This window comes from Streptomyces sp. Root1304 (assembly GCF_001426405.1).
Lineage (GTDB): Bacteria > Actinomycetota > Actinomycetes > Streptomycetales > Streptomycetaceae > Streptomyces.
Window position 1 is genome coordinate 258,357 of sequence record NZ_LMEP01000022.1, and the last position, 21,383, is coordinate 279,739.

Here is a 21,383-nt window from a genome sequence, read left to right on the forward strand (position 1 = left end):
CCCCTCACCGCGTGCGGGTGAGGCAGCGGAGGATGCCGACGGGGAAGAAGTCACGTTGATCGACTGCGACCTCCCATGACACAGTATTCGCACTCGCATTCTGCGAACATGCGTGCGTACGGGGGGATCTGAGGTCATGGCTGTCACGGTGCCGGACTGGGCGGACACACTGCTCGACCTGGTGGGGGTCAACTGGCCCAACGTCGACGAGGACGCGTACCGCGAGATGGCGGACGCGCTCCGGGAGTTCGCGGACGACCTCGCCGACGACGGTCAGCTCGCCAACAACCACATGGAACGCCTGCTGTCGTCGGGTCACGGCGAGGCGATGGACGCGCTCAACGCGCACTGGACCAAGGTCAAGGGCAAACACCTCAAGGACATGGTCTCCGCGGCCCGCACGATCGCGGACGCGCTCGACCTCGCGGCGGGCGCGATCGAGGGCATGAAGTGGAAGGCCGTCGCGGAGCTCGGGGTGCTGGCCGGCCAGACGGGTCTGGCGATGGCGCTGATCCCGGTGACCGGAGGTCTGTCCGCGCTGCTCGGTGCCGGAGCCATCGCGCTCACGAAGAAGCAGTTGCTGAAGCTCATCACGGCCGCGATGGAAGAGGCCGTCGGTCATATCGTCGCGGTCATGACCGAACCGGTCGTGGCCGCCCTGGAGAACATGGCGGCCGACCTGGTGGTCCAGGTCAGCATGGACGCCCTCGGCGTCCAGGACGGTGTGGACCTCAACCAGACGAAGCAGGCCGGCAAGGACGGCTTCGACGAGGGCGTGCAGGGAGCGAAGGACGGCCTGAACCTCGCATCGGCCGGAGGCGGCGGTGGCGGAGGAGGCCGTGGCGGCGGCAAGGGCTTCCACATCGAGCACGACGAGCACGACAACGCCGGTACGAAGCTGAACGGCGTGAGCGTCGGCATCCACGGCAAGACCGCCGGCAAGCTCACCAAGGCGAAGGGCGCCCAGCGCCGCAACAAGGGCCGCGACGACATCGCCGACGCCCTCGACCCCGTCATCGAGAAGGCCATGGGCGCGCTGGTGAAGTCGGCCAAGACCATGGGCGACCACGTCGGCGAGACACTCCCCCGGGCCGTCAAGCGGATCTCCAAGGACCACAAGACCAACGACGACAACATCCGCGACCGCCTCGCCCGTGAACGCAAGGACGACGACGGCAAGGGCAAGGACTCCGACGGCCGCGGGCCGGGCGGCAAGAAGGGGCCCGGCTCCGACACGCGCGCCAAGCCGGAGCCCCTCAAGGACAGCAAGTCCGACCCCCGCGGCAAGAGCGTCGAGATCGGCGACCGCACCTGCGAGGGCGACCCCGTCGACATCGCCTCCGGCGAGATGACGATGGAGCAGGTCGACCTGTCCCTGGCGGGCGTCCTGCCGCTGGTCCTGCGGCGCACCCATCTGTCGACCTATCGCTACGGGCACTGGTTCGGGCCCAGTTGGGCGTCGACCCTCGACGAGCGGATCGAACCGGCCCCCTCCGGCCAGGGCGCCTTCTGGGCCCGCGAGGACGGATCGGTGCTGTGGTTCCCGGCGCTCCCCGCGCCCGGCGCCGCGGACCCGGTGCTCCCCGTGGAGGGCCCCCGTCTGGCGCTCCGCCACGGCGAGCAGGACGAGGCGGTGACCACGTACCGCGTCACCGACCCGCGCACCGGCGTGGTCCGCACCTTCGCCGGCAGCCCGTACCACGAGTCCTCGGCGTACTGGCTCACGACGATCGAGGACCGCGGCGGCAACCGGATCAGCATCAGCCGGCGGGGCGACGGCGCACCCACCGCCGTGTCCCACTCCGGCGGATATCTGGCGACGCTCGCCTCCGAGGACGGCAGGGTGCGCGAGCTCGCCCTCCGTACGCCCGAGGGCCCGCGGACGGTGATGCGCTACGGCTACGACGAGTCGGGCCGGCTCACCCAGGTCGTCAACTCCTCCGACCTGCCACTGCGGTTCACCTACGACCCGGACGGCCGCATCACCTCGTGGACCGACCGGAACGGCTCCACCTTCCGGTACGTGTACGACGCCGAGGGCAGGGTCGCCCGTACGATCGGCCCGGACGGCCGCCTGTCCTCGACGTTCGCGTACGACGTCCACCCCGCCACCGGCGACCGGATCACCCGTTTCACGGACTCCACCGGCGCCTCCAAGGTCTACGTCCTCGACGACCGGCTGCATGTCCTCGCCGTGACCGACCCGTTGGGCAACACCGTCCGCCAGACGTGGGACCGTCACGACCGGCTCGCGACCCGCACCGATCCCGCCGGGCGGACCACGGCGTACACCTACGACGAGCGCGGCAACCTCACCGGCATCGCGCACCCGGACGGCAGCTCGGCCCGTGTCGAGTACAACGAGCTGAACCAGATCACGGTCGTCACCGGCCCGGACGGTTCGGTGTCCCGGCAGGAGTACGACGAGGACGGCAACCCGTCCCTCTTCACCCGCCCCAACGGGACGATGACCAGGCTCAGCTACGACGCCCGAGGCCGTCTCACCGGGGTCGACGACGCGCTGGGCGCCGTCGACCGGGTGGAGAACGACCCGGCCGGCCTCCCGCTCGCGGTGCGCGGCCGGCACGGCGGGGTCACCCGCTACGTCCGCGACGCCTTCGGCCGGCCCGTGCGGATCACCGATCCGCAGGGCGGCAGCACCGAGCTGGAGTGGACCGTCGAGGGCAGGCTCGCCCGGCGGACCGATCCGGACGGGGCCACCCGGTCCTGGGCATACGACGGCGAGGGCAACTGCGTCCTGCACACCGACGCCATGGGCGGCGAGACCCGCTTCGAGTACACCCACTTCGACCTGGTCAGCGCCCGGACGACACCGGACGGGGCACGCCACGAGTTCGCGCACGACACCGAACTGCGCCTGACGCACGTCACGAACCCGCAGGGGCTCGTCTGGTCCTACACCTACGACCGGGCCGGTCTGCTGATCGCCGAGACCGACTTCGACGGACGCGGCATCGGCTACACGTACGACGCGTTCGGACGGCTCGCCTCGCGCACCAACGGGGCGGGGCAGACGGTCCGTTACGAGCGGGACGCCGACGGCCGGCTCCTCCTGAAGGACGCCGACGGGGCCGTCACGCGCTTCGGCTACGACGCCCGGGGCCACCTCATCGGCGCTGTCGGCCCCGACTCCGAACTGTCCTACGTCCGCGACGTATCGGGCCGGGTGCTCCGGGAGACGGTCGACGGCCGGACGCTGACCCGCACGTACGACGAGGCGGGGCACCGCGTCCGGCGCACCACCCCGTCCGGGGCGGTCAGCTCCTGGTCCTTCGCGGCCGGCTCCACCGCACGCCTGGACACCTCGGGCCACCGGGTCGACTTCGAGTTCGACGCCTCGGGCCTGGAGACCACGCGGCGCTTCGGCACCACGCTCACCATCGACCACGCCTACGACGCCGTGGGTCGTCTCACCGGCCAGCACGTCCGGGCGGCGGGATCCGGGCTCGTCCAGGAGCGTGCGTACACCTACCGCCCGGACGGTCACCTGACCGCCGTCGACGACCACCTGACCGGTCACCGCCGGCTCGAACTGTCCGGCGAGGGCCGGGTCACCGGCCTCAGGGCCGGGAAGTGGACGGAGCGGTACGCCTACGACGAGGCCGGCAACCAGACGCACGCCTCGTGGCCGGGCGCGGGCACGGCCGAGGGCGCCCGCGCGTACGACGGCACCCGCATCACCCGCGCCGGTGGGATCCGCTACGAGCACGACGCCCAGGGCCGCGTGGTGCTGCGGCAGAAGGCCCGGCTCTCCCGCAAGCCGGACACCTGGCGCTACGACTGGGACGCCGAGGACCGGCTGATCGCCGTCACCACCCCGGACGGCACCCGCTGGCGGTATCTGTACGACGCGCTGGGCCGCCGGACCGCCAAGCGGCGCCTCGCGGACGACGGGGTCACGGTCGTCGAGGAGACGCTGTTCACCTGGGACGGCGACACCCTCTGCGAGCAGTCGACCCGCGCTCCGGGCGCTCCGGAGAGCGTCGCGCTCACCTGGGACCACGACGGCTCCAAGCCGGTGACCCAGGTGGAGCGCCGGTTCCTGGACGGCGCGGAGGTCGACCGCCGTTTCTTCGCGATCGTCACGGACCTGGTCGGCGCCCCGCGCGAACTCGTCGACGAGACGGGCGAGATCGCCTGGCGCACCCGCGCCACCCTGTGGGGAACCACCACCTGGAACCGCGACGCGACGGCGTACACCCCGCTGCGCTTTCCCGGCCAGTACTTCGACCCCGAGTCCCAGCTCCACTACAACCGCCACCGCCACTACGACCCCGCCTCCGGCCGTTACGTCTCCCCCGACCCCCTGGGCCTCGCACCGGCGCCCAACTCGGTGGCGTACGTGGAGAATCCGACCCGGTGGATCGACCCGCTGGGGCTGGCGGGCTGCCCGCACCGGGGCGCGGACAAGCCCCGGCACAGTGTCGTCCTCGGGCCGAACCGGCCGCCGACCCACGCGTCGAACGAGCTGGCCCGGTACCTGCGCAACGACCCCGACGACCCGGATCACGACCCGAACCGCGAGAGGGATCCAGGCGCGCACACGTACAACGGCGACGCCTACGCGCACGGCACCCCGCCGGACTGGATGACCAACGTCTCGGGTGCCGTCGGCGACCGGAGCACGAGGCTGTCCATCACGCTCGACGGCATGCCGAACAGCCGGGACGAAGTGGGCAATTGGAACACCCCGGAGACCATCGTCGAGGCCTTCCAGAAGGCGGCGGCGTTCGGCTCCCAGTTCAACATGAGCCACGAGGACAACTACCCGCCCGCCGGTGTCGGCGGAACCGCGTGGGAGATGAGCCTGGTCGCCCGCGCCGTGCGGCAGTACGACGGCGACGCGGCCTGGGGAGAGCCGGACGAGGAGCGCCTCGGCCGCCCCTGGGAGGAGATCGACTGGTACTCGAACAATGAGAAGATCGACGTTCCCAAGCCGGACATCCCGGAGATCAAACCGGACCTTTCGAAGCTTCCGAAGCACATGAGGTGAGAGCAGAGAGATGACGGACGACACCGACACGCGGAGTGCCGCGGAAGCCGTGGCCGGGGAATGGCGTTCCCTCCTCGCCGGGAGCCAGGACCTGGTCGACGCGGAGACCGTCCGCGCCGCTCATGCGCAGCCGCTGCTGCGGCAGCTCTTCCCGCTGGTGAGCCACGGGGTCATGTACTTCAGCGGCTGCACCGGAATGCCTGCCGCTCATGTCGGGGGGCAGGTCCATCCGCGGGGTGCCGACGGACGGTTCCGGGTGGCCGGCCCCAAGGGGGTGGGGACCCTCGGCCGGGCGGAGACCCTGGAGGAGGCGTTCGCCCTGGTCGTCGCGAACCTCCCGGAGGGGTGCGGGCCGGCGGTGCTCGGGGGCGCGGGCCGCGTCTGACGGGGGCGGACGCAGAGGCGAGGGTGCGGTCCGGCGGTTCGTCCCCGCCGGGCCGCACCCGTCCCGTCGCGCTCTCTACCTCAGGTAGCCGAGGACCGTCATCATGCCGGACTCCGCGTGGTAGACGTTGTGTGGCAATGGACCATCCACAGGCCCGGGTTGTCGGCGTCGAAGTCGACCTCCAGCCGTCGGCCCGGCAGCAGAATGGACGTGTCCTTGCGGGCGCCGCCGTCGGGGTGCGCGTAGGTGTGGCCGTGCAGGTGCACGGGGTGCCACATCGTCGTGGCGTTCACGAAGGCGAGGCGGACGCGCTCGCCCGCGCGGACGGGGTAGCGCTGGGCGGGGTCGTACTTCTTGCCGTTGATGGCCCAGTCGTACTTCGCCATCGAGCCGGTGAGCTCGAGCTCGACGGTGCGGTCGGGCCGGCGTGCTGCCAGGCGCACCGATTCCGCGGCCTTGAGCTGCCCGCCGTGGACGACCTTGCCGTCGAGTTCCCTCGGGCGTACGGACGCGGTGGGCGCGGCGCCGCCGCCGGTGCGCAGGACGGCGAGGGCGGTGCGGTTCTTGCCCTCGGCGAGCGCGGTCAGCGGGAAGGCGCCGCTGCCGGCGGTGACGAGGGCGTCGACGCGCTCGCCCATGCCGAGCAGCAGGGCGTCGGCCCGCGCGTGTTCCACGGGGAAGCCGTCGGTGTGGGTGACGGTGAACGTGTGGCCGCCGAGCGCGACCCGGAAGGCGGTGTCGCCGCCGGCGTTGATGATCCGGAGCCGGATCCGGTCGCCCGGCCTGGCGGTGAAGGTCTGCGGGGCTCCGGCGTACGCCCGTTGATCAGGTAGTACGGGTAGCCGACGTCGCCCGCGTCGCCGCCCAGGAGGTCGCTGGTCGCGCCCATGAGCATGCGAGAGGGCCCGGCCGGCGTCGGGGAAGGAGACTTCGGGGCGGTCATCGACATGCGGGACATGTCGTGGCCCGCCCCTCCGCCACCGTCCGTGCCCGCGCCCATGTCCATGCCGCCGTGGTCCATGCCGCTCATGCCCTTGCCGAGTTCGGCGAGGACGGCGTCCGGGGTGGAGCCGTCGACGCCGTCGACCCAGTCGTCGAGGACGATCACCCATCCATGTCGTTGCGCAGGGCGAGGCCGTGCCAGTGGACGCTGGTGGCCTCGGGAAGGTGGTTGGCCAGGGTGAGCACGAGGGTCTCACCGGCGGTGACCCGCACCTCCTTGCCGGGGAGCCGGTCCCCGTACGCCCAGCTGCGGACGGTGCGTCCGCCGCCGAGGTCGAGCGGGGTCTCGACGGCGGTGAGCTTCACCTTCCGTTCCGGGCCGGGCTTGCGCAGAGCTTCGGTCGCTCCGATCTCCTTGCTATCGGGAGTGAGGTAGTCGGCGGCCGGCTGCGTGCCGGAACCGCCGCCGGAGGACTGCTCCATGCCGCTCGTCGTGCCGGAGCAGGCGGTCAGACCAGCGCCGGCGGCGGCGAGTCCGGCGCCGAGGACGGTGCGGCGGGTGGGTCGGGTCGTGACGAAGGAACCCCTTGACGTGGTCGTTGCGTGAGGAGGGCGGCGTGCCGCTCGCGTCGCGAAGCGGCCGGGCGCCCTTATATGCGCAACAGGGACAGACGCGTCAGGAGGGACCCGTGCGGGGCGGGCGGCGGGATCCAGGAGCGCGTACGCCGTCCGCGCCGTCGCCGGGGGCACGTCACGGAGGGGCGGGCGTCGGCGCGCGGCCCGGGCCAGAAGGAGCAGTCCGGTGCCCGCGCCGAGCACGGCGAGGCACATCGCGGCGACGCCCGCGCCATGGGCGGGCGCGGGGTGGGTCGAGTGAACGCTCCCGACGGCAGCCGCTCGTTCCGCGGAGGGGACCGGGGCGTGCGCCGCTGTCCTCGTGTGGGTGTCGCCGGGGCCCGGGGCGGTGTGTTCGCCGGGGTGACCGAGGGAGTGCATGAGCACGATGCCGCAGAGAACCACGACGGCGAGCAGGAAGCGGCCCCACCATGTCGCGGCCTTCCGGCTCCCGGTCACGTCGCTCTCCGTCCTCGGCCCGAGGGGAGGGGGCCGAGGAACGATGATACGGGGTGGGGGTATGTGACTCGGGTCAGGTCCGGGTCCTCGGGTCGGACCCGGGACCGGGCCCTCGGGTCAGGTCCGGGTTCGAGTCCTCGGGTCAGGTCCCGGTCCGAGTCCTCGCGTCAGGCCCGGGTCGCGGAGGCGACGAAGAAGGGCATGGCCAGGAACAGCCGGTCGGCATCGGCGCGTGCCCGCTGCTCGGCCATCCAGTCGTCGGCCTGCCTCCGTGTGATCGCTCCGGCGGCGTACGCCCCCTGGGCGAGCCCGTCGAGCATCGGCAGCGCGGCCGGCGTGGTGAAGACGCCCGTGTGCACCTCCACCTCGACATCGCGGAAACCCGCGTCCAGGAGGAGGCTCCGGTAGCGCCGTACCGCCCGGGGTCCCGGCACGGCGTCGGCGCGGGCGTGCACGACTGCCCGGGTCAACGCGGCGGCGTCGGAGTCGAGCACGAAGGAGTCCCAGTCCTGGCCGACCAGGACGGCACGGCCGCCGGGCGCGAGGACCCTGCGCGCCTCCGCGACGGCGCGGGCGGGGTCGTCGAGTTCGTGGAGGAGCTTGTCGGCCCGGTACGCGTCCAGCTCACCGTCCGCGAACGGGAGCCGGTCGGCACCGGCCCGCCGGAAGTCGCCGTCCGGCCTGCGCCTGCCGGCCTCGGCGAGCATCACCGCGCTGACGTCCACACCGGTCGCCCGCGCGCCGAGGTCCGCCATCTCCGCCACCGCCCGGCCCGCTCCACAGCCGACATCGACGACGGAGACCCCGGGCCTGATCTCCAGCAACGCGTAGGAGCGCTCGCGGAGTCGACGGGCGTCGGGGCGTACGTCCAGCGTGTCCAGCAGAGCGATGAGCTGCGCTGCCCGACCGGCCGAATCACCATGTACGTGTGTGTTGGACATGACCGTCAGGCTGGCGCTTAATGTCGACGTGAAGTCAAGCGAGAACGACCCGCCCGTCGCGTCGATGAGCATCGGGGCCCTCGCCGGGCGCTTCGGGCTGGCCCCCCACGTACTGCGGCACTGGGAGTCGATGGGACTCCTCGCCCCCGAGCGCGGCACGAACGGACATCGCCGTTACGGCCACGACGAGTTGGTCCGCACGGCGGTGATCCTGCGGGCCAAGGAGGCCGGACTCGGCCTGCAGGAGATCCGGACCGTGCTGACGGTCCAGGACGCCGAACACCGCAAGGCGGTCCTCTCGGCCCACCGCGCGGCGCTCCGCGCCACGGTCGAACAGGCGCAGTCCCGGCTGGCGTTGGTAGAGGGCGCACTGAAATGCGCACACGAGGACATCGCGAACTGCCCGCACTTCCAACGGGTCATCGCGTCGCTTACGGGCGAGGACCGACAGGCCGACGCCTGAACGCGTCCCGGACGGGCAAGGGCCGACAGGCCAACGCCTGAACGCGTCCCGGACGGCGAGGACCGCCGGGTCAGCGCTTGAACGCGTCCCTGACCTTCTCCTTCGCCTGCTTCACGTCGCCTTCGGCCTGCTCGGCACGGCCCTTCATCGTCAGGCTCTCGTTGCCCACGGCCTTGCCCGTGGTCTCCTTCACCTTGCCCTTGGCGGTCTTCGCCGCGTTCTTGGCCTTCTTGCCTCCGGCCATTCCTCTCACCTTCCCGTACTCGTCCCTCCCGCGCCCCGCAACGAGACGCGTCGTGGCGCCTTCCCCGGACACCGACATCCATGCGGCCCGGCGACGGTCCGGTCAGGTCAGGTCAGGTCAGGTCAGGTCAGGTCAGGTCAGGTCAGGAAGAGCACGGGCCGCGGTGACGTCCAGGGCGGCGCGTTCGAAGGAAAGTTCGAGGACTCCGGGCGCCGCGCGGTGCTTCGGGAGGCTCTGCCCGGGTAGCCGGACCGAGGGGGTCACCGAGGGGGCCGACGTGAAGGGAACACGGCATGACGTCCTTCGGCTACTTCCTGTCCAGCGAGGAGTTCACCCCGGCCCAGCTGCTGAGCCAGGCGCACCTGGCGGCGGACGCGGGTTTCACCCGCCTGGCCATCTCCGACCACTTCCATCCGTGGACCGACACCCAGGGCAGCAGCCCGTTCGTGTGGTCGATGATCGGCGCGCTGTCCCGGACGGTGGAACTGCCCGTCACCACGCTCGTGACCTGCCCCACCGTGCGGTTGCACCCCGCGGTGACCGCTCAGGCGGCGGCGACCTCCAGCGTGCTGCTGGGCGGTCGGTTCACGCTGGGCGTGGGCACCGGCGAGGCTCTCAACGAGCACGTGCTCGGTGACCGGTGGCCCGCGTTCGACGAGCGGGCGGACATGCTGGAAGAGGCGGTGGAGGTGATGCGGGAGCTGTTCACCGGCCGCGACGTCACTCATCGGGGCCGGCGCTACACGGTCGACAACGCCCGTCTCTACACCGTTCCGGAGGCGCCGCCCGCGATTCTGGTCTCGGGCTTCGGCCCCAAGGCCGCCGCACTCGCGGGGCGCATCGGGGACGGCCTCGTCACCATGAGCCCGGACGAGGACTCCCTCGCGTCGTTCCGCGAGGCCGGCGGGGCCGGCAAGCCCGTCGTCGGCGGCCTGAAGGTCTGCTGGGACCAGGACCGGGAGGTGGCCGTCGACACGGCGCACCGCATGTGGCCGACCGAACGGCTGCCCGGCGAACTCAACCAGATCCTCCCCACCCCCGCGCACTTCGAGCAGGCCACGCAGCTCGTCACGCGACAGCGGGTGGCCGACTCCGTACCGTGCGGCTCGGACGTCGAGGAGCACGTCGAAGCCGTCCGCGCGTACGTGGACGCCGGATTCGACGAGGTGTACGTGGGCCAGATCGGACAGCGGCAGGAGGAGTTCTTCACCGCCTACCGCGAGAAGGTGCTGCCCGCACTGAGCGGCTGAGGACGGCGGAAGAAGGCCCGGCCCGGGGGCCGGTGAAGGCAGCCGGTGAAGGCCCGCATCCCCGGGCCTCTACGCGAGCGGGTGGCGCAGTGCGCTGCGCCCCCGGTCCCACGCGCCGCGGATGTGGTCCGCGAGCCGGTCCTCCAGGAGGACGGTCGCGGCGCAGCCGAAGGCGATGTCGGGCTCCAGGGCGGGCTCGTCGGTCAGGAGTCCGCCGACGACGCCGTGGCGGACGACCTGTTCGTGGACGGCGTCGGCCTCCACGTGCTCGGCGTAGAAGTGTTCGGCGGCGGCTCCCGCCCCGCAGCGCCGCATCGCCTTGGCCAGGCGCCTGGAGCCGGGTGACGACGTGATCTCGACGCAGGCGAAGTGGCCGACGAGGGCGCCGCGCAGGGCGCGGTGGAGCCCGAACAGCGACATCAGGTTGACGGTCGCCAGGAGCGGCGCGGGCGCGTGGTCGAGGTACCGGCCGTAGGTGTGGTCGAGGCCGAGGTCGTCCATGAGGTCCGCGAAGAGCCTCGCGTGGACACGTTCGGCGCGGCCGGCGCCGAACTCGTCGTACTCGATGGCGACCATGGCGGCTTTGGCCCGGCCGGTGAGACGGGGCACCACCCAGAGGTGCGGGTCGGCTTCCTTGAGGTGGTAGAGGGAGCGCAGGGCCGCGTACTCGCGCAGCTGCCACGGTTCCCCGTCGGTCGCGAGGCGGTGGCTGAGGCTGTCGGCGAGGTCGAGGGGCTCGACCAGGAGCGGTGCGAAGGCTTCCTCGGCCGTCCGGGGCACATCGGGCAGCCGGCCGCGCAGGGCGTCGAGGAAACGGGCCTCCATGTCCCGGCGCAGCCTCAGCAGCTCGGGGTCCCACTCACGTGCGTCGTCCACTCCTTCGAAGCCCCTGTAGTGCAGTTCGTACAGGAGGTAGAGGGCGAGCTGGAGGTCCTCGCCCCAGACGTCGGCGCTCGTCACAGCCCCGGGACCGTGACGCGGCGGGCCCCCGGAACGCAGGGCTTCCGTCACGGCGTGGGACAGCTCGCCACGCCCCTCCACGAGGCGGGGGGCGGCAGGGGGCGCGGCCGGCGGGCCGGGGCGGGGCGGGGTCGTCACGGGGACCTCTCCCCGGATGTCTCGCCTCGGGCCGGCCGGGCGGTTCGCTCGCGGCGGCGGTGGCTGGTGTCGCACCAGGGGTACGTACGGCTCCGCCGGCAGGTGCACACGGCGACGGCGAAGCGGTCGGACCGGGCGACCGTCCCGTCGTCCAGAACGATCTCGACCGGGCCCTCCACGAGGACCGGGCCCTGCGGATCCACCGACACCCGGCGGGCGGGCGCGGGGCGCGGCGTGTCGTCAGGCTTTCCGGGCACGGATGACCACCAGCTCTTCCCGCTGCTCGGCCTCGCGTGCGAGGCCCTGCCGCTCCAGCCAGGCCCGTCGCGAGCGCAGGACCGGCCCCCAGGGGACCGAGGCTCGCGCCGTGACCTCGGCGGAGAGGCCCGTGCCGGTCAGCCGGTCCACGGTCGTCTCCGCCCCGCACATGCCCGAGTGCACCATCAGCAGAACGCCGCCGGGGCGCAGCAGCGCCGGAGTCGCCGCGCAGATCCGGTCGATCACCAGGCGTCCGTCGGGGCCCGCGTCCCAGGCCCGCTCGGCGCCCCGGGAGGGCAGGCGCGCCCTGGGCGCCGGTACGTACGGGGGATTCGTGACGACCAGGTCGAAGAGCCGCCCCTTCGTACGCGCCACGAAGTCCCCGTGGAGGACGCTCAGGGGCAGTCGGTGGGCCAGGGCGTTCACCCGGGCCGTCGCCACCGCCGGCCAGGACACGTCGACCGCCGTGACCGCGGCGCCCCTGCCGGCGGCGTTGAGGGCGAGCGCACCGGTCCCGGTGCCGATCTCCAGGACGTCCGTGCGGGGGCCGAGCTCCTCGTGGGCGAGGGCGGCGGCGAGCAGGCGGGTGTCCGCCTGTGGCCGGTAGACGCTCGGCAGGACGACCAGGCCGCCGGGGAGGACCCCCGAGGCCGGGACCATGCTGACCATCGTGTACCTCCAGGTCCGGGCGCGGCGCCCGTCCGATCGGCTTTCACGGGCTTCAGCCTGCGACTGCCCCGAGGAGGGCACCTCATGCCGGGGCGGATCACTTGTCGTGCACCACGGGCGCCCGGGACGGCGGTGTGGATCGCGTGGGGCACGGCCTCGCGGGGTGCGAGGAATCCTCGATGAGGCGGCCCGAGCGCAGAGGACTCCTCGATGAGGCCGCCCGAGCGCAAGCGGGCAGCCGGATCGCATGGACGTGGCCGACGGGACCGCCCGGGCAGCGCCGCGCCCGCAAACACCGTGGCCCCGGCACCCGTATCTCCGTAGGCTCCGAGGCATGACTGTGCTGTGCGGCGAAGCCCTCGAACTCCGGCCTTCCGAGCCCCACGACGTCCCCGCGCTGACCGCGATCCGCGCCACCGACGAGGTGCGGGCCCGCTGGCGCGGCGGGCCCGACCTCGGAGCCGAGGTCGCGGAGGCCCTGGCGGATCCCGACACCCACTGCATGACGATCGTCCGGAACGAGCGGATCATCGGCATGATCCAGTGGTACGCCGAGGAGGACGCCGACTACCGGCACGCCGGCATCGACCTCTTCCTGGACCCCGCCGTGCACGGCCGAGGCCTGGGCACCGACGCCGTCAGAACCCTCGCCCGGCACCTCGTCCAGGATGCGGGTTTCCACCGACTCGTCATCGACCCGGCGGCCGACAACGCGGCCGCCATCCGCTGCTACGCCAAGGTCGGCTTCCGGCCGGTGGGCGTCATGCGGCAGTACGAGCGCGGTGCCGACGGCACCTGGCACGACGGCCTGCTGATGGACCTCCTCGCCGAAGAGCTGAGCTGAGGCGGGCCGCGGGGAGACGAACCCGCCGCCATGACACAGCGACAGCGCACGGCCGTACGGCGACGGACGGACGCCTACGGGCGGAGCGGGGATCTTCTGCCGCGAGGCCCGCACCGGGCGGCCCGCCCGCACTGTGTGGCCCGCCCGGGCCGGACGGCCCTCGGACGTCGGCTGTCCGATGAATCCGTGATGGTGCGTGTACACGACGAGAGCGGGGGCACGCGCATTCTCGGAGGTTGATATCCATGGTTCCCCTGCTTCTCGTCCTGCTTCTGGTCCTGCTTCTCTTCGGCGCGGGATTCGCGCTGAAGGTGCTCTGGTGGGTCGCCATCGTCGTCCTGGTCCTGTGGCTGATCGGCTTCGTGGCCAGGCCGAGGGGCGGCGGCAGCCGCTGGTACCGCTGGTAGTGCCGGGCATCTTCGGCGGCGGTCCCGTCACGGCGTTTCCGCCGTGACGGGGCCGCCGCCGAAGGGGGCCCGCCGCCGAAGGGGGCCCCACCCCGCCCGGGGGTCGGGCGGGGGCAGGCNCGGTCCCGTCACGGCGTTTCCGCCGTGACGGGACCGCCGCCGAAGGGAGCCCGCCGCCGAAGGGGGCCCCACCCCGCCTGGGTGTCGGTCGGGGTCAGTCCCGGTCTCCGTCGGCGTCGAGGATGTCGACGATCGCCGAAGCGAACGCGTCGATGTCCCCGGGCCTGCGGGAGGTGATGAGCGGATGGCGTCCGGTGGTGTCCACGACGACCTCCCGGTCGAGCCAGGTGGCGCCCGCGTTCTCGAGGTCGGGGCGGAGCGAGGGGTACGACGTGAGGTCGCGGCCCCCGGCCAGCCCGCTGTCCACGAGGAGCCAGGGTCCGTGACAGATGGCGGCGATCGGCTTGCCGGCCTCGGCGAAGGCCGAGAGGAGACGACGTGCGTCCGCGTCCGTCCGCAACCGGTCGGCGTTGACCGTGCCGCCGGGCACGACCACCACGGCGAACCCGTCCGCCGTCGCCTTCGCCATGGTCGTGTCCGGTGTGACGTCGGCTCCGGGCCGGCGGTCCGAGACGAGGGTGTGGACGGCCTCGTCCTTCTGCGCGGCGACGGTGACATGGGCGCCGGCCTTCCGCAGTACGGAGGCCGGCCCGAGCAACTCGTCCTGCTCCGTGCCGTAGTTCGTCGTGAGGATCAGTACGTTCTTGCCGTCGAGTGACACGGTGCCTCCCTGCCCCTGCCGGGCGTCGGGCTGTTTCGACCCGTCGCTCCTCGTTTCCCTGTCCTCGCTGCCACCCCGGGCGGCGTCGAGGGCCTCGGTCACGGTTTCGGCCGCCTCAGGGGGCGCTCCGGTCGAGCGCCTCGTCCAGCGTCTCGTACACCTGGAAGATGGTGCGGACGCCGGTGACGTCGAACATCCGGTCCACCGGCGGGCGCAGCCCGGCGAGCTCCACCGTTCCCCCGTCCTCCAGCGCCCGCAGGCGTGCCCGCAGCAGGGCGTTGAGGCCGGACGAGTCGCAGAACGCCAGAGCCGAGCAGTCGACGAGGACCCTCCCGGCTCCGACGTGTTCCTCCAGGGCCGCGCTCAGCGGGGGCATCGTGTCGCAATCGAGTTCGCCCGCGAGCGACAGGACGGCGGTGTCCGCGCCCGGCACGGATCGGACCTCGACCGTGAACCGGTCAGGCGTGGCCGTGCCCCTTCCGGACACCGGCTCTTCGTCCGCCATGGGCGCACCAGCCTTCCAGGGCATTTTGCCATTTTTGCACCTTATCGGTTGTCCGCTCCTCCGCGCGGGCGCGAGCGGGACGGAACGTGTCGGGCTCGGCACGGTCCGGTACGAACGGGAGACGCCGTCACGCCGGGCCCCGAGTGAGTGGCGCACACATCGAGCGATGACGCGTACTCCCCGACGCTGTCGGTCCGCCGACGCTTCCGGGCCGTCCGGGCCTCACCCACGGTTCCGGGTCACCACCGGTACCAGCGGCCGCTGCCACTCCGCATGAAGAACCCCAGCACCCACAGCACGAGGAGGGCGATGGCCACCCACCACAGCACGTCGACCGCGAAGCCCGCGCCGAAGAGAATCAGAATCACCAACAGGACGAGAAGCAGGGGAACCATGACGCCACCTCCGAATGCCACCGGGGGCCCTCGGGCCGTTCTTGCCGAGGCGGCCTCCGTTCCTGGCGGTTGCCCGTTCTCCACGGCGTCACACGTCCGTCGTGAGAGAGAGAGCGAAGATTGTCGTCTCCCCCGGTCGCCCGACGCTCGTCCGCCTGCCGCCCGGCGGGGCGGTCCGGGCATCCGAGGCAACGGACAACGCGGTCCGGGCGCTGCGGGGTTGAGAGCGACACGCCCCTGAAGGGCACGGGGACGGACGGCGGACGGGAACCGGAGCGGGAACTCCACCGGACCGGCGGCGCCGGTGATTGGACCCGAGATCGCCGGGTACGCGCGGAATGGCACCGAATTGTTCGCGACACATGCAGGAGGCACGACATGAGCATGGTGAAGCAGACCATCGACGTGGACGTTCCCGTGCGGAACGCCTACAACCAGTGGACACAGTTCGAGGAGTTCCCGAGCTTCATGGAGGGCGTCGAGGACGTCACCCAGGTCGACGATCGACACTGCCACTGGCAGACCAGGATCGCGGGCGTCCGCCGCGAGTTCGACACGGAGATCGTCGACCAGCTGGCCGACGAGCGCATCTCGTGGCGGACCGTCGGCGGCGACGTGAAGCAGAAGGGCGTCGTCACCTTCCAGGGACTCGACGAAGGTCACACCCGGGTGAGTCTGGCGATGGACGTGGAGCCGGAAGGCATGGCCGAGAAGGCGGCCGACGCGCTCGGCATCCTGGACCGGCGGGTCAAGGGTGACCTGAAGCGGTTCAAGGGCTTCATCGAGGAGCACGGTCACGAGACCGGCGCGTGGCGCGGTCGCGTGCAGCCCTCGGACACCGCCGGCGGTCCGACCGGCGCCGTCTCGCCGACGCCGTCCGACGCGCCGGTCCGGGAGGCTCCGGGGGCGATGGGCACGCCCGGTCCGACGAGCACGTCTCCGGGAGCGCAGCAGCCCCGGCCGATGCCGCCCGGCAGCTCCGACGGCCCCCGCCCGAGCTGACCACGGAACGAGCTCGACGGCCCTCGCCGCGCCGTCCACGCAGCCTGCCGCCCGCTCCCGACAGGGGGCGGGCGGACTGCGCTCCGCACCCGGTTCGTCGACATCGGTCTGCCGATGCGGTCGGCCGTCGGCTTCGAGGCGTCGAACGGCTGGACGCGCCCGAGAGCCCTTCCTCTGCGGCTTGTTGCGAGGGCGGTCAGCTCACGGAGTAGAAGCGGATGGTGACTTCGGAGTCGTCGCCGCGGGCGAGGCCGACGAAGACGGTGCGGGCGAGCCAGAGATGGGCGGGGGCGTCGGTGCGGAAGACGGGGGAGGTTCTGTAGTACACACCCGCCTCGGACACCTGAAGGGCGCCGTCGTGCTGGGCGGGGGCGGTGGGGTCGTCCTCGTGGTAGTAGCCGCGGTTGGTGATGTCGATGACGGCGCCGTCATCGGCTCGGAGGAGGTACCGGGCGTCGAGCTGGTAGACCCCGCTGCGCCGGTCGCACCAGTCGCCGCCGCCGGACAGGACGGTGCCGCGCAGGCGGGGACCCTCGACCGTGCCGCCGGTGATGGGGACGTACTCGGTGACTTCGCCGGCACCGTGCCCGATGTGCAGGGAGGGAGCGAGGAAGACACGGACCTCGAAGGCGAAGTCCAGGGCGGGGGTGAAACCGGACCCGACGAGGGTCTGCGACTCTGGGGCGATCACGGCACTCCGTAGGGCTGCGGGGCTGGCATGGACGCAACGGCAGATCCTAGGCAGGCCACGCCAAGCCGGGTCAACGGTGTTGACATAGCGCGCCGCCACACCTCTACCGCACAGCGCCGACCGACCACCCAGGACAGAACCCCCGGACCTCACCACTCCGTCCCCACCCTCACGCCGAAGGAGCGGAACGCAGTCGTCTGCCCTCGTCGTCCCAGAGGAAAAGGCAAAATGGATCATGGACGCTGGACTTGCCGCGCTGCTCGGCGCCGCCGTGGGTTCTTTGGCCACCATCGGCGCGGCGATGGTGACCGGGCGCGCTACCGCACGCTCGCAGTTCCGCCAGTCGCGCAGGCAGCACCGCAGGGACGCCTACGTGAACTACCTCGACGCACTTCACAATCGCGACGTCGCCATGGACGCGGTGCTGGACGCGCTCCGGCCAGAGACTCCCGACCTGCGGGACGTGGACGAGAAGGTCCACCGTTTCGTCGCGCTGGCGCGAAACGTCCATCGTGCCGTTGAAGTCGTCAGTCTCGAAGGCCCGCCTTCGATCGTGGAAGCGGCCGACCGTGTGGCTCACACATCCGGCGACCTCTCCACCGTGATGCGGCGGATGGTGAAGGACGCCCACTCCGGAGACTCCTCCCGGAAGGCGGAGGACACCGCTCTCGCCGCCGAGCGGGAACACGCCCTCTACCAGGCCGTGAAGGGCTTCCGCACGGCAGCCGGTGATGTCCTCGGCCGTACGAACTGACCACTCCGCCCTCGCACCACCAGGGCCTCACCCGCACGACCGCCCTCAGCCGCACCTTCCGCGCCGCCGTCGACATCACCCTCCCGCGACCACCGCGCCGACACCCTCACTCGTACCGACGCGACCTGACGGCCACGCGTCAGGCGCCGGCCCTGCGCCTGCCCCGCACCCGGCGCGGGTACGGGAAGAGCCGCGGCGAGCGCTTCGCGGCCACGTCCTCGACCCAGCCGAAGGTCAGCACCAGCAGTCCGATCAGCGGGATCGCCACCAGCAGCGGGAACCACTGGCTGGTCAGCAGCCACTGGAAGTGCTCGTAGAAGAAGCCGACGGACCAGAGGGGGTCGATCAGCGGGATCGCGGCCACCAGCGCGGTCTCGTGCCAGAGGTAGACGCTGACAGCGCGTGAGTTGAGCAGACTGATCAGGCCGTTCCAGCGCTCCAGCGGCCGGGGCCACTCCTCCCAGGAGGGACTGACGTGGAGCAGGATGGCGACGAAGCCGAAGGACCACAGGGCCTGGGCTATCGGCCAGCTCTCGATGTCGGTGGGCACGGTCGGATCGACCGGCCGGGTCTGCAGGTACCACCAGCCGGCCACCATGATCAACGGTGCGACGGACGGCACGACGTACTGCGGGATCTTCTTGAGCAGGCCCTCCTGGTGGGCCATGCCGAGGATCCAGCAGGAGCCGAAGGTGGCGAAGTCGCTGACGGTCTCCCAGACGCGGCTGTAGATGAACTCCTGGTCGATGAGGAACGTGTTCATGACGATCGCCAGCGCGATCGGCACGAACAGCGTCACCACCGGCATCTTCCGCAGCGCCCACAGCATCAACGGCGACAGCAGGACGAACCAGAGGTACGCGCGGAGGTACCAGAGCGGGACGATGACCTGTGTCGCCCAACCCTGCCCCACGAGATGGTCGAAACCGTTCAGCGACTCGGCGTACGGCGGAGTGCTCAGCGGCACGATCCAGAACAGCAGCTTGCCCCACCACCAGTCCGGGTGCCCCTCGGCGTCGGGCCCTCCGCCGTCGAGGACCTGGGCGGTGACCATGATCGCGCCGAACAGCCACATCGGCGGCAGCAGCCGGCGCAGACGGCTCCGGATGACGCCCAGGGCGGGACGGCTGAGGGAGCGCGCCATCAGCGAGCCGGCCAGCGCGAACATCACACCCATCGACGGGAAGACGATGGGCAGCCAGAACCAGCCGAAGTTGTGGTAGAGCACGACACGGACCAGCGCCAGCGCGCGCAGCATGTCGAGGTAGCGGTCCCGGCCGCCCTTGCGCGGGGACGGTGCCGACGGCTCCGGCTCCGGCTGGGACTCCCGTCGCAGAGCGGCGGGGATCCTCAGACGGACGGTGTCCTGGGATCCTCCGAACTCGAAGGATGCGGTCATGGTCAGGCCTCCACCGGTGCCGCGACCTCGCCGGTGCGCCGGAGCTTCTGCCAGCGCAGTCGGCCACCGGTCAGCGCCGTGATCGTGGACTGCAACAGGACGATGTACATCAGCTGCCGGTAGACCACTTGCTGGATCGGCAGGCTGATCAGATGCAGGGGCTTCTCGCCGTCGAGCCGGAAGGCGTACCAGGACAGCGCGGCCTGGAGCAGGATGAAGCCGCCCCAGCTGGCAAGGGTGATCGGGGCGTCCGCGAAGAGCACGCCGTACAGCAGGAACAGGTCGACCAGCGGCGCAAGCAGCGGAGCCACCACGCCGAACATCACGACAAGCGGCAGCCCGATCCGGCCGAAGCGCCCGGCCGGGCCGCGCGCGATCACGGCGCGGCGGTGCTTCCACATCGCCTGCATGGAGCCGTAGCTCCAGCGGTACCGCTGCGACCAGAGCTGCTGGATGCTGGCGGGGGCCTCGGTCCAGGCGCGGGCGCGCTCGGCGTAGACGATCCGCCAGCCGTCGCCGAGCACCGCCATGGTGATGTCGGTGTCCTCGGCAAGGGTGTCGTCGCTCATCCCGCCGACCCGCCGCAGGGCCTCCTTGCGGAAGGCGCCGACCGCGCCGGGGATGGTCGGGATGACGTTGAGCATGTCGTACATCCGGCGGTCCAGATTGTGGCCGAGGACGTACTCGATGTGCTGCCAGGCGCCGATCAGGCTGTCGCGGTTGCCGACCTTCGCGTTGCCCGCGACCGCGCCGATCCCCCGGTCGCCGAACGGCTGGACCAGCTCGCGCACGGTGGACGGCTCGAAGACGGTGTCGCCGTCCATCATCACGATGATCTCGTGCGACGCGGCCGCGATGCCGGTGTTGAGCGCGCTGGACTTGCCGCCGTTGGGCTTGCGGATCAGCCGGACGAACGGCAGACGCATCTCCTCGACGATGTCCGCGGTGCCGTCCGTCGAGCCGTCGTCGATGACGATGACCTCGATCGGGTAGTCGCTGGCGGCGAGGGAGTTCAGGGTGTTCGCGATGCACTCGCGCTCGTTGTAGGCCGGGACGAGGACGGTGACCGGCTCGGTGACGGGCGGTCCCCACGCGTCCCGCCGCCGGGAACGCCGGGCGTGGAGCGGCGCGAGTACGAGCATCAGCGCGAACCGGCCGAAGTTGAGGAAGCCGACGACGGCCAGCAGGGCGACCAGCACCGGCAGGGTGAGCACGGCGGCCTGGGTGGCCCAGATGAAACACTTGCCCGCCCACAGCTGGTATCCGTGCACCGGCACCGTGGCGCTGGTGGCGCCGATCGCCTCGGAGATGGTGGCGAAGCGGTACCCCTCGCCCTGCAGCTTCACGATGATCTGCTCGAGCGCGGCGAGGGTCTCGGTACGGTCGCCGCCCGCGTCGTGCAGCAGGATCAGTTCGCCCGCACCGGGCTTGCGCGGCATCGCCGCCTTGACGATCTCGTCGACGCCGGGGCGCTTCCAGTCGTCGGTGTCGCGGTCGATGAAGGCGGTGAGGTAGCCGTGGGCGCCCACGTACTTGATCACCGGGTAGTTCCAGTCGTCGAGCGCCGACGCGTCGGAGGAGTACGGCGGTCGGAACAGCGCGCTGTGGACGCCCGCGACGCCGGCCAGCGCCAGCTGCGTCTGTGCCAGTTCCCAGCTGATCCTGGTCTTCGACTGGTACGCGAGATCGGGGTGGGTGAAGGTGTGCACGCCGATCTCGTGTCCGCCCGCGACGATCTGCCGGATCAGCTCCGGGTGCCGCGTGGTCATCGCGCCGGTCACGAAGAAGTCCGCGCGGACGTCGTGGGCCGCGAGCACGTCCAGGATCTTCGGGGTCCACTCCGGCGAGGGGCCGTCGTCGAAGCTGAGGACCACGGTGTGGTCGGGGATCCGATAGCTCACCGGGCGCTCGTTCTTGCTGCCGCGCGCGTCGATGAGCGGGCCGCCCTTGAGCAGGTTCTCCGGCACGGTCGTCTTGTCGACCGAGGTCGCGATCCGGGTGTCGTGGAAGGCCTCGTTGGTGGCGAGGCCGCGCAGGACGAGAAGCGCGAGCAGGCAGGCCAGCAGGGACAGCGGCATGAAGAAGCGCAGCGGTGGCGCAGCCAGTCGGCGCGGTCTCAGCAGGGACTGCCGGCGACGCTGGTGGCGGGACAAGGGCGCTCCTGGAGATGGGTGGTGCGGACGATCAGGCACGCTCGGGCGGCCCGTCGGCGTCGCTCCGGGCGGCACGATGACCACGTCATGTCAGGGAATGTCATGACATTCGGG

18 protein-coding genes and 2 pseudogenes are annotated in these 21,383 nt (G+C 71.7%); 8 read left to right on the forward strand and 12 right to left on the reverse strand.

Going from position 1 to position 21,383, the window contains the following annotated elements; translation table 11 throughout:
- Window positions 1-136 precede the first annotated feature (136 nt).
- Both ASD33_RS20615 and ASD33_RS20620 read left to right on the forward strand, forming a co-directional pair.
- Complete coding sequence (locus ASD33_RS20615) at window positions 137-5,014, forward strand: RHS repeat-associated core domain-containing protein (protein WP_056562288.1); 4,878 nt, start codon at window positions 137-139, stop codon at window positions 5,012-5,014.
- A 10-nt stretch (window positions 5,015-5,024) separates the two neighbouring features.
- Complete coding sequence (locus ASD33_RS20620; RefSeq protein WP_056562291.1) at window positions 5,025-5,399, forward strand: DUF6193 family natural product biosynthesis protein; 375 nt, start codon at window positions 5,025-5,027, stop codon at window positions 5,397-5,399.
- A gap of 75 nt (window positions 5,400-5,474) precedes the next feature.
- On the opposite strand, the pseudogene ASD33_RS20625 reads toward ASD33_RS20620, so the two are convergent.
- Window positions 5,475-6,854: pseudogene (locus tag ASD33_RS20625) on the reverse strand (multicopper oxidase domain-containing protein).
- Window positions 6,855-7,582: 728 nt separating this feature from the next.
- The gene (locus tag ASD33_RS20630; RefSeq protein ID WP_056562296.1) at window positions 7,583-8,356 is read right to left on the reverse strand and encodes a methyltransferase domain-containing protein; all 774 of its coding nucleotides are present in this window, start codon (window positions 8,354-8,356) and stop codon (window positions 7,583-7,585) included.
- Between the two features lie 28 nt (window positions 8,357-8,384).
- Between ASD33_RS20630 and ASD33_RS20635 the strand changes: the two genes are divergently transcribed.
- Complete coding sequence (locus tag ASD33_RS20635) at window positions 8,385-8,819, forward strand: MerR family transcriptional regulator (protein ID WP_242427142.1); 435 nt, start codon at window positions 8,385-8,387, stop codon at window positions 8,817-8,819.
- Between the two features lie 70 nt (window positions 8,820-8,889).
- Here ASD33_RS20635 and ASD33_RS20640 read toward each other — a convergent pair whose 3' ends face one another.
- Window positions 8,890-9,063: a CsbD family protein gene (locus tag ASD33_RS20640; protein ID WP_056562299.1), complete on the reverse strand. Its 174-nt coding sequence runs from the start codon at window positions 9,061-9,063 to the stop codon at window positions 8,890-8,892.
- A 293-nt stretch (window positions 9,064-9,356) separates the two neighbouring features.
- On the opposite strand from ASD33_RS20640, the gene ASD33_RS20645 reads away from it, so the two are divergent.
- Window positions 9,357-10,313 carry a TIGR03557 family F420-dependent LLM class oxidoreductase gene (locus ASD33_RS20645; RefSeq protein ID WP_056562304.1) on the forward strand — a complete coding sequence of 319 codons (957 nt, stop codon included), beginning with the start codon at window positions 9,357-9,359 and terminating at the stop codon, window positions 10,311-10,313.
- 69 nt (window positions 10,314-10,382) lie between these two features.
- On the opposite strand, the gene ASD33_RS20650 is transcribed toward ASD33_RS20645, so the two are convergent.
- The 3 genes from ASD33_RS20650 to ASD33_RS20660 all read right to left on the reverse strand — a co-directional run bounded on the left by ASD33_RS20650 (window position 10,383) and on the right by ASD33_RS20660 (window position 12,338).
- A complete protein-coding gene (locus tag ASD33_RS20650) occupies window positions 10,383-11,324 on the reverse strand; it encodes an iron-containing redox enzyme family protein (protein ID WP_242427161.1) in 942 nt (313 codons plus the stop codon).
- Between the two features lie 83 nt (window positions 11,325-11,407).
- Window positions 11,408-11,668: a CDGSH iron-sulfur domain-containing protein gene (locus tag ASD33_RS20655; protein WP_056562310.1), complete on the reverse strand. Its 261-nt coding sequence runs from the start codon at window positions 11,666-11,668 to the stop codon at window positions 11,408-11,410.
- Window positions 11,652-12,338 carry a HemK2/MTQ2 family protein methyltransferase gene (locus tag ASD33_RS20660; RefSeq protein ID WP_056562313.1) on the reverse strand — a complete coding sequence of 229 codons (687 nt, stop codon included), beginning with the start codon at window positions 12,336-12,338 and terminating at the stop codon, window positions 11,652-11,654. Before ASD33_RS20660 ends, ASD33_RS20655 begins: the two co-directional genes overlap by 17 nt.
- 334 nt (window positions 12,339-12,672) lie before the next feature.
- On the opposite strand from ASD33_RS20660, the gene ASD33_RS20665 reads away from it, so the two are divergent.
- Window positions 12,673-13,182 carry a GNAT family protein gene (locus tag ASD33_RS20665; protein ID WP_056562316.1) on the forward strand — a complete coding sequence of 170 codons (510 nt, stop codon included), beginning with the start codon at window positions 12,673-12,675 and terminating at the stop codon, window positions 13,180-13,182.
- A 245-nt stretch (window positions 13,183-13,427) separates the two neighbouring features.
- Window positions 13,428-13,589 carry a hypothetical protein gene (locus ASD33_RS20670; protein ID WP_056562319.1) on the forward strand — a complete coding sequence of 54 codons (162 nt, stop codon included), beginning with the start codon at window positions 13,428-13,430 and terminating at the stop codon, window positions 13,587-13,589.
- 214 nt (window positions 13,590-13,803) lie between these two features.
- Here the strand turns inward: ASD33_RS20670 and ASD33_RS20675 are convergent, their stop codons facing one another.
- The 3 genes from ASD33_RS20675 to ASD33_RS20685 form a co-directional block, all read right to left on the reverse strand.
- The gene (locus tag ASD33_RS20675) at window positions 13,804-14,370 is read right to left on the reverse strand and encodes a type 1 glutamine amidotransferase domain-containing protein (RefSeq protein WP_056563122.1); all 567 of its coding nucleotides are present in this window, start codon (window positions 14,368-14,370) and stop codon (window positions 13,804-13,806) included.
- A gap of 115 nt (window positions 14,371-14,485) precedes the next feature.
- Window positions 14,486-14,899, reverse strand: a complete 414-nt coding sequence (locus tag ASD33_RS20680) for an STAS domain-containing protein (protein ID WP_347232294.1) — start codon at window positions 14,897-14,899, stop codon at window positions 14,486-14,488.
- A 215-nt stretch (window positions 14,900-15,114) separates the two neighbouring features.
- Window positions 15,115-15,270: a hypothetical protein gene (locus ASD33_RS20685; protein WP_056562326.1), complete on the reverse strand. Its 156-nt coding sequence runs from the start codon at window positions 15,268-15,270 to the stop codon at window positions 15,115-15,117.
- Window positions 15,271-15,648: 378 nt separating this feature from the next.
- On the opposite strand from ASD33_RS20685, the pseudogene ASD33_RS20690 reads away from it, so the two are divergent.
- Window positions 15,649-16,101: pseudogene (locus ASD33_RS20690) on the forward strand (SRPBCC family protein); the annotation flags it as partial.
- Window positions 16,102-16,468: 367 nt separating this feature from the next.
- On the opposite strand, the gene ASD33_RS20695 reads toward ASD33_RS20690, so the two are convergent.
- Window positions 16,469-16,963, reverse strand: a complete 495-nt coding sequence (locus ASD33_RS20695) for a DUF3237 domain-containing protein (RefSeq protein WP_242427143.1) — start codon at window positions 16,961-16,963, stop codon at window positions 16,469-16,471.
- Between the two features lie 235 nt (window positions 16,964-17,198).
- Between ASD33_RS20695 and ASD33_RS20700 the strand changes: the two genes are divergently transcribed.
- Window positions 17,199-17,717 carry a hypothetical protein gene (locus tag ASD33_RS20700; RefSeq protein WP_056562330.1) on the forward strand — a complete coding sequence of 173 codons (519 nt, stop codon included), beginning with the start codon at window positions 17,199-17,201 and terminating at the stop codon, window positions 17,715-17,717.
- A gap of 139 nt (window positions 17,718-17,856) precedes the next feature.
- Here ASD33_RS20700 and ASD33_RS20705 read toward each other — a convergent pair whose 3' ends face one another.
- Window positions 17,857-19,116: an acyltransferase gene (locus ASD33_RS20705; RefSeq protein ID WP_079044903.1), complete on the reverse strand. Its 1,260-nt coding sequence runs from the start codon at window positions 19,114-19,116 to the stop codon at window positions 17,857-17,859.
- 2 nt (window positions 19,117-19,118) lie between these two features.
- A complete protein-coding gene (locus ASD33_RS20710; RefSeq protein WP_199863567.1) occupies window positions 19,119-21,194 on the reverse strand; it encodes a glycosyltransferase in 2,076 nt (691 codons plus the stop codon).
- Between the last annotated feature and the right edge of the window lie 189 nt (window positions 21,195-21,383).

Coding starts and splice junctions, on each gene's coding strand:
- ASD33_RS20615 (WP_056562288.1), top strand. CDS start 137: ATGGCTGTCACGGTGCCGGACTGGGCGGACACACTGCTCGACCTGGTG.
- ASD33_RS20620 (WP_056562291.1), top strand. CDS start 5,025: ATGACGGACGACACCGACACGCGGAGTGCCGCGGAAGCCGTGGCCGGG.
- ASD33_RS20630 (WP_056562296.1), bottom strand. CDS start 8,356: ATGTCCAACACACACGTACATGGTGATTCGGCCGGTCGGGCAGCGCAG.
- ASD33_RS20640 (WP_056562299.1), bottom strand. CDS start 9,063: ATGGCCGGAGGCAAGAAGGCCAAGAACGCGGCGAAGACCGCCAAGGGC.
- ASD33_RS20645 (WP_056562304.1), top strand. CDS start 9,357: ATGACGTCCTTCGGCTACTTCCTGTCCAGCGAGGAGTTCACCCCGGCC.
- ASD33_RS20660 (WP_056562313.1), bottom strand. CDS start 12,338: ATGGTCAGCATGGTCCCGGCCTCGGGGGTCCTCCCCGGCGGCCTGGTC.
- ASD33_RS20665 (WP_056562316.1), top strand. CDS start 12,673: ATGACTGTGCTGTGCGGCGAAGCCCTCGAACTCCGGCCTTCCGAGCCC.
- ASD33_RS20670 (WP_056562319.1), top strand. CDS start 13,428: ATGGTTCCCCTGCTTCTCGTCCTGCTTCTGGTCCTGCTTCTCTTCGGC.
- ASD33_RS20680 (WP_347232294.1), bottom strand. CDS start 14,899: ATGCCCTGGAAGGCTGGTGCGCCCATGGCGGACGAAGAGCCGGTGTCC.
- ASD33_RS20685 (WP_056562326.1), bottom strand. CDS start 15,270: ATGGTTCCCCTGCTTCTCGTCCTGTTGGTGATTCTGATTCTCTTCGGC.
- ASD33_RS20700 (WP_056562330.1), top strand. CDS start 17,199: ATGGACGCTGGACTTGCCGCGCTGCTCGGCGCCGCCGTGGGTTCTTTG.
- ASD33_RS20705 (WP_079044903.1), bottom strand. CDS start 19,116: ATGACCGCATCCTTCGAGTTCGGAGGATCCCAGGACACCGTCCGTCTG.
- ASD33_RS20710 (WP_199863567.1), bottom strand. CDS start 21,194: ATGCCGCTGTCCCTGCTGGCCTGCCTGCTCGCGCTTCTCGTCCTGCGC.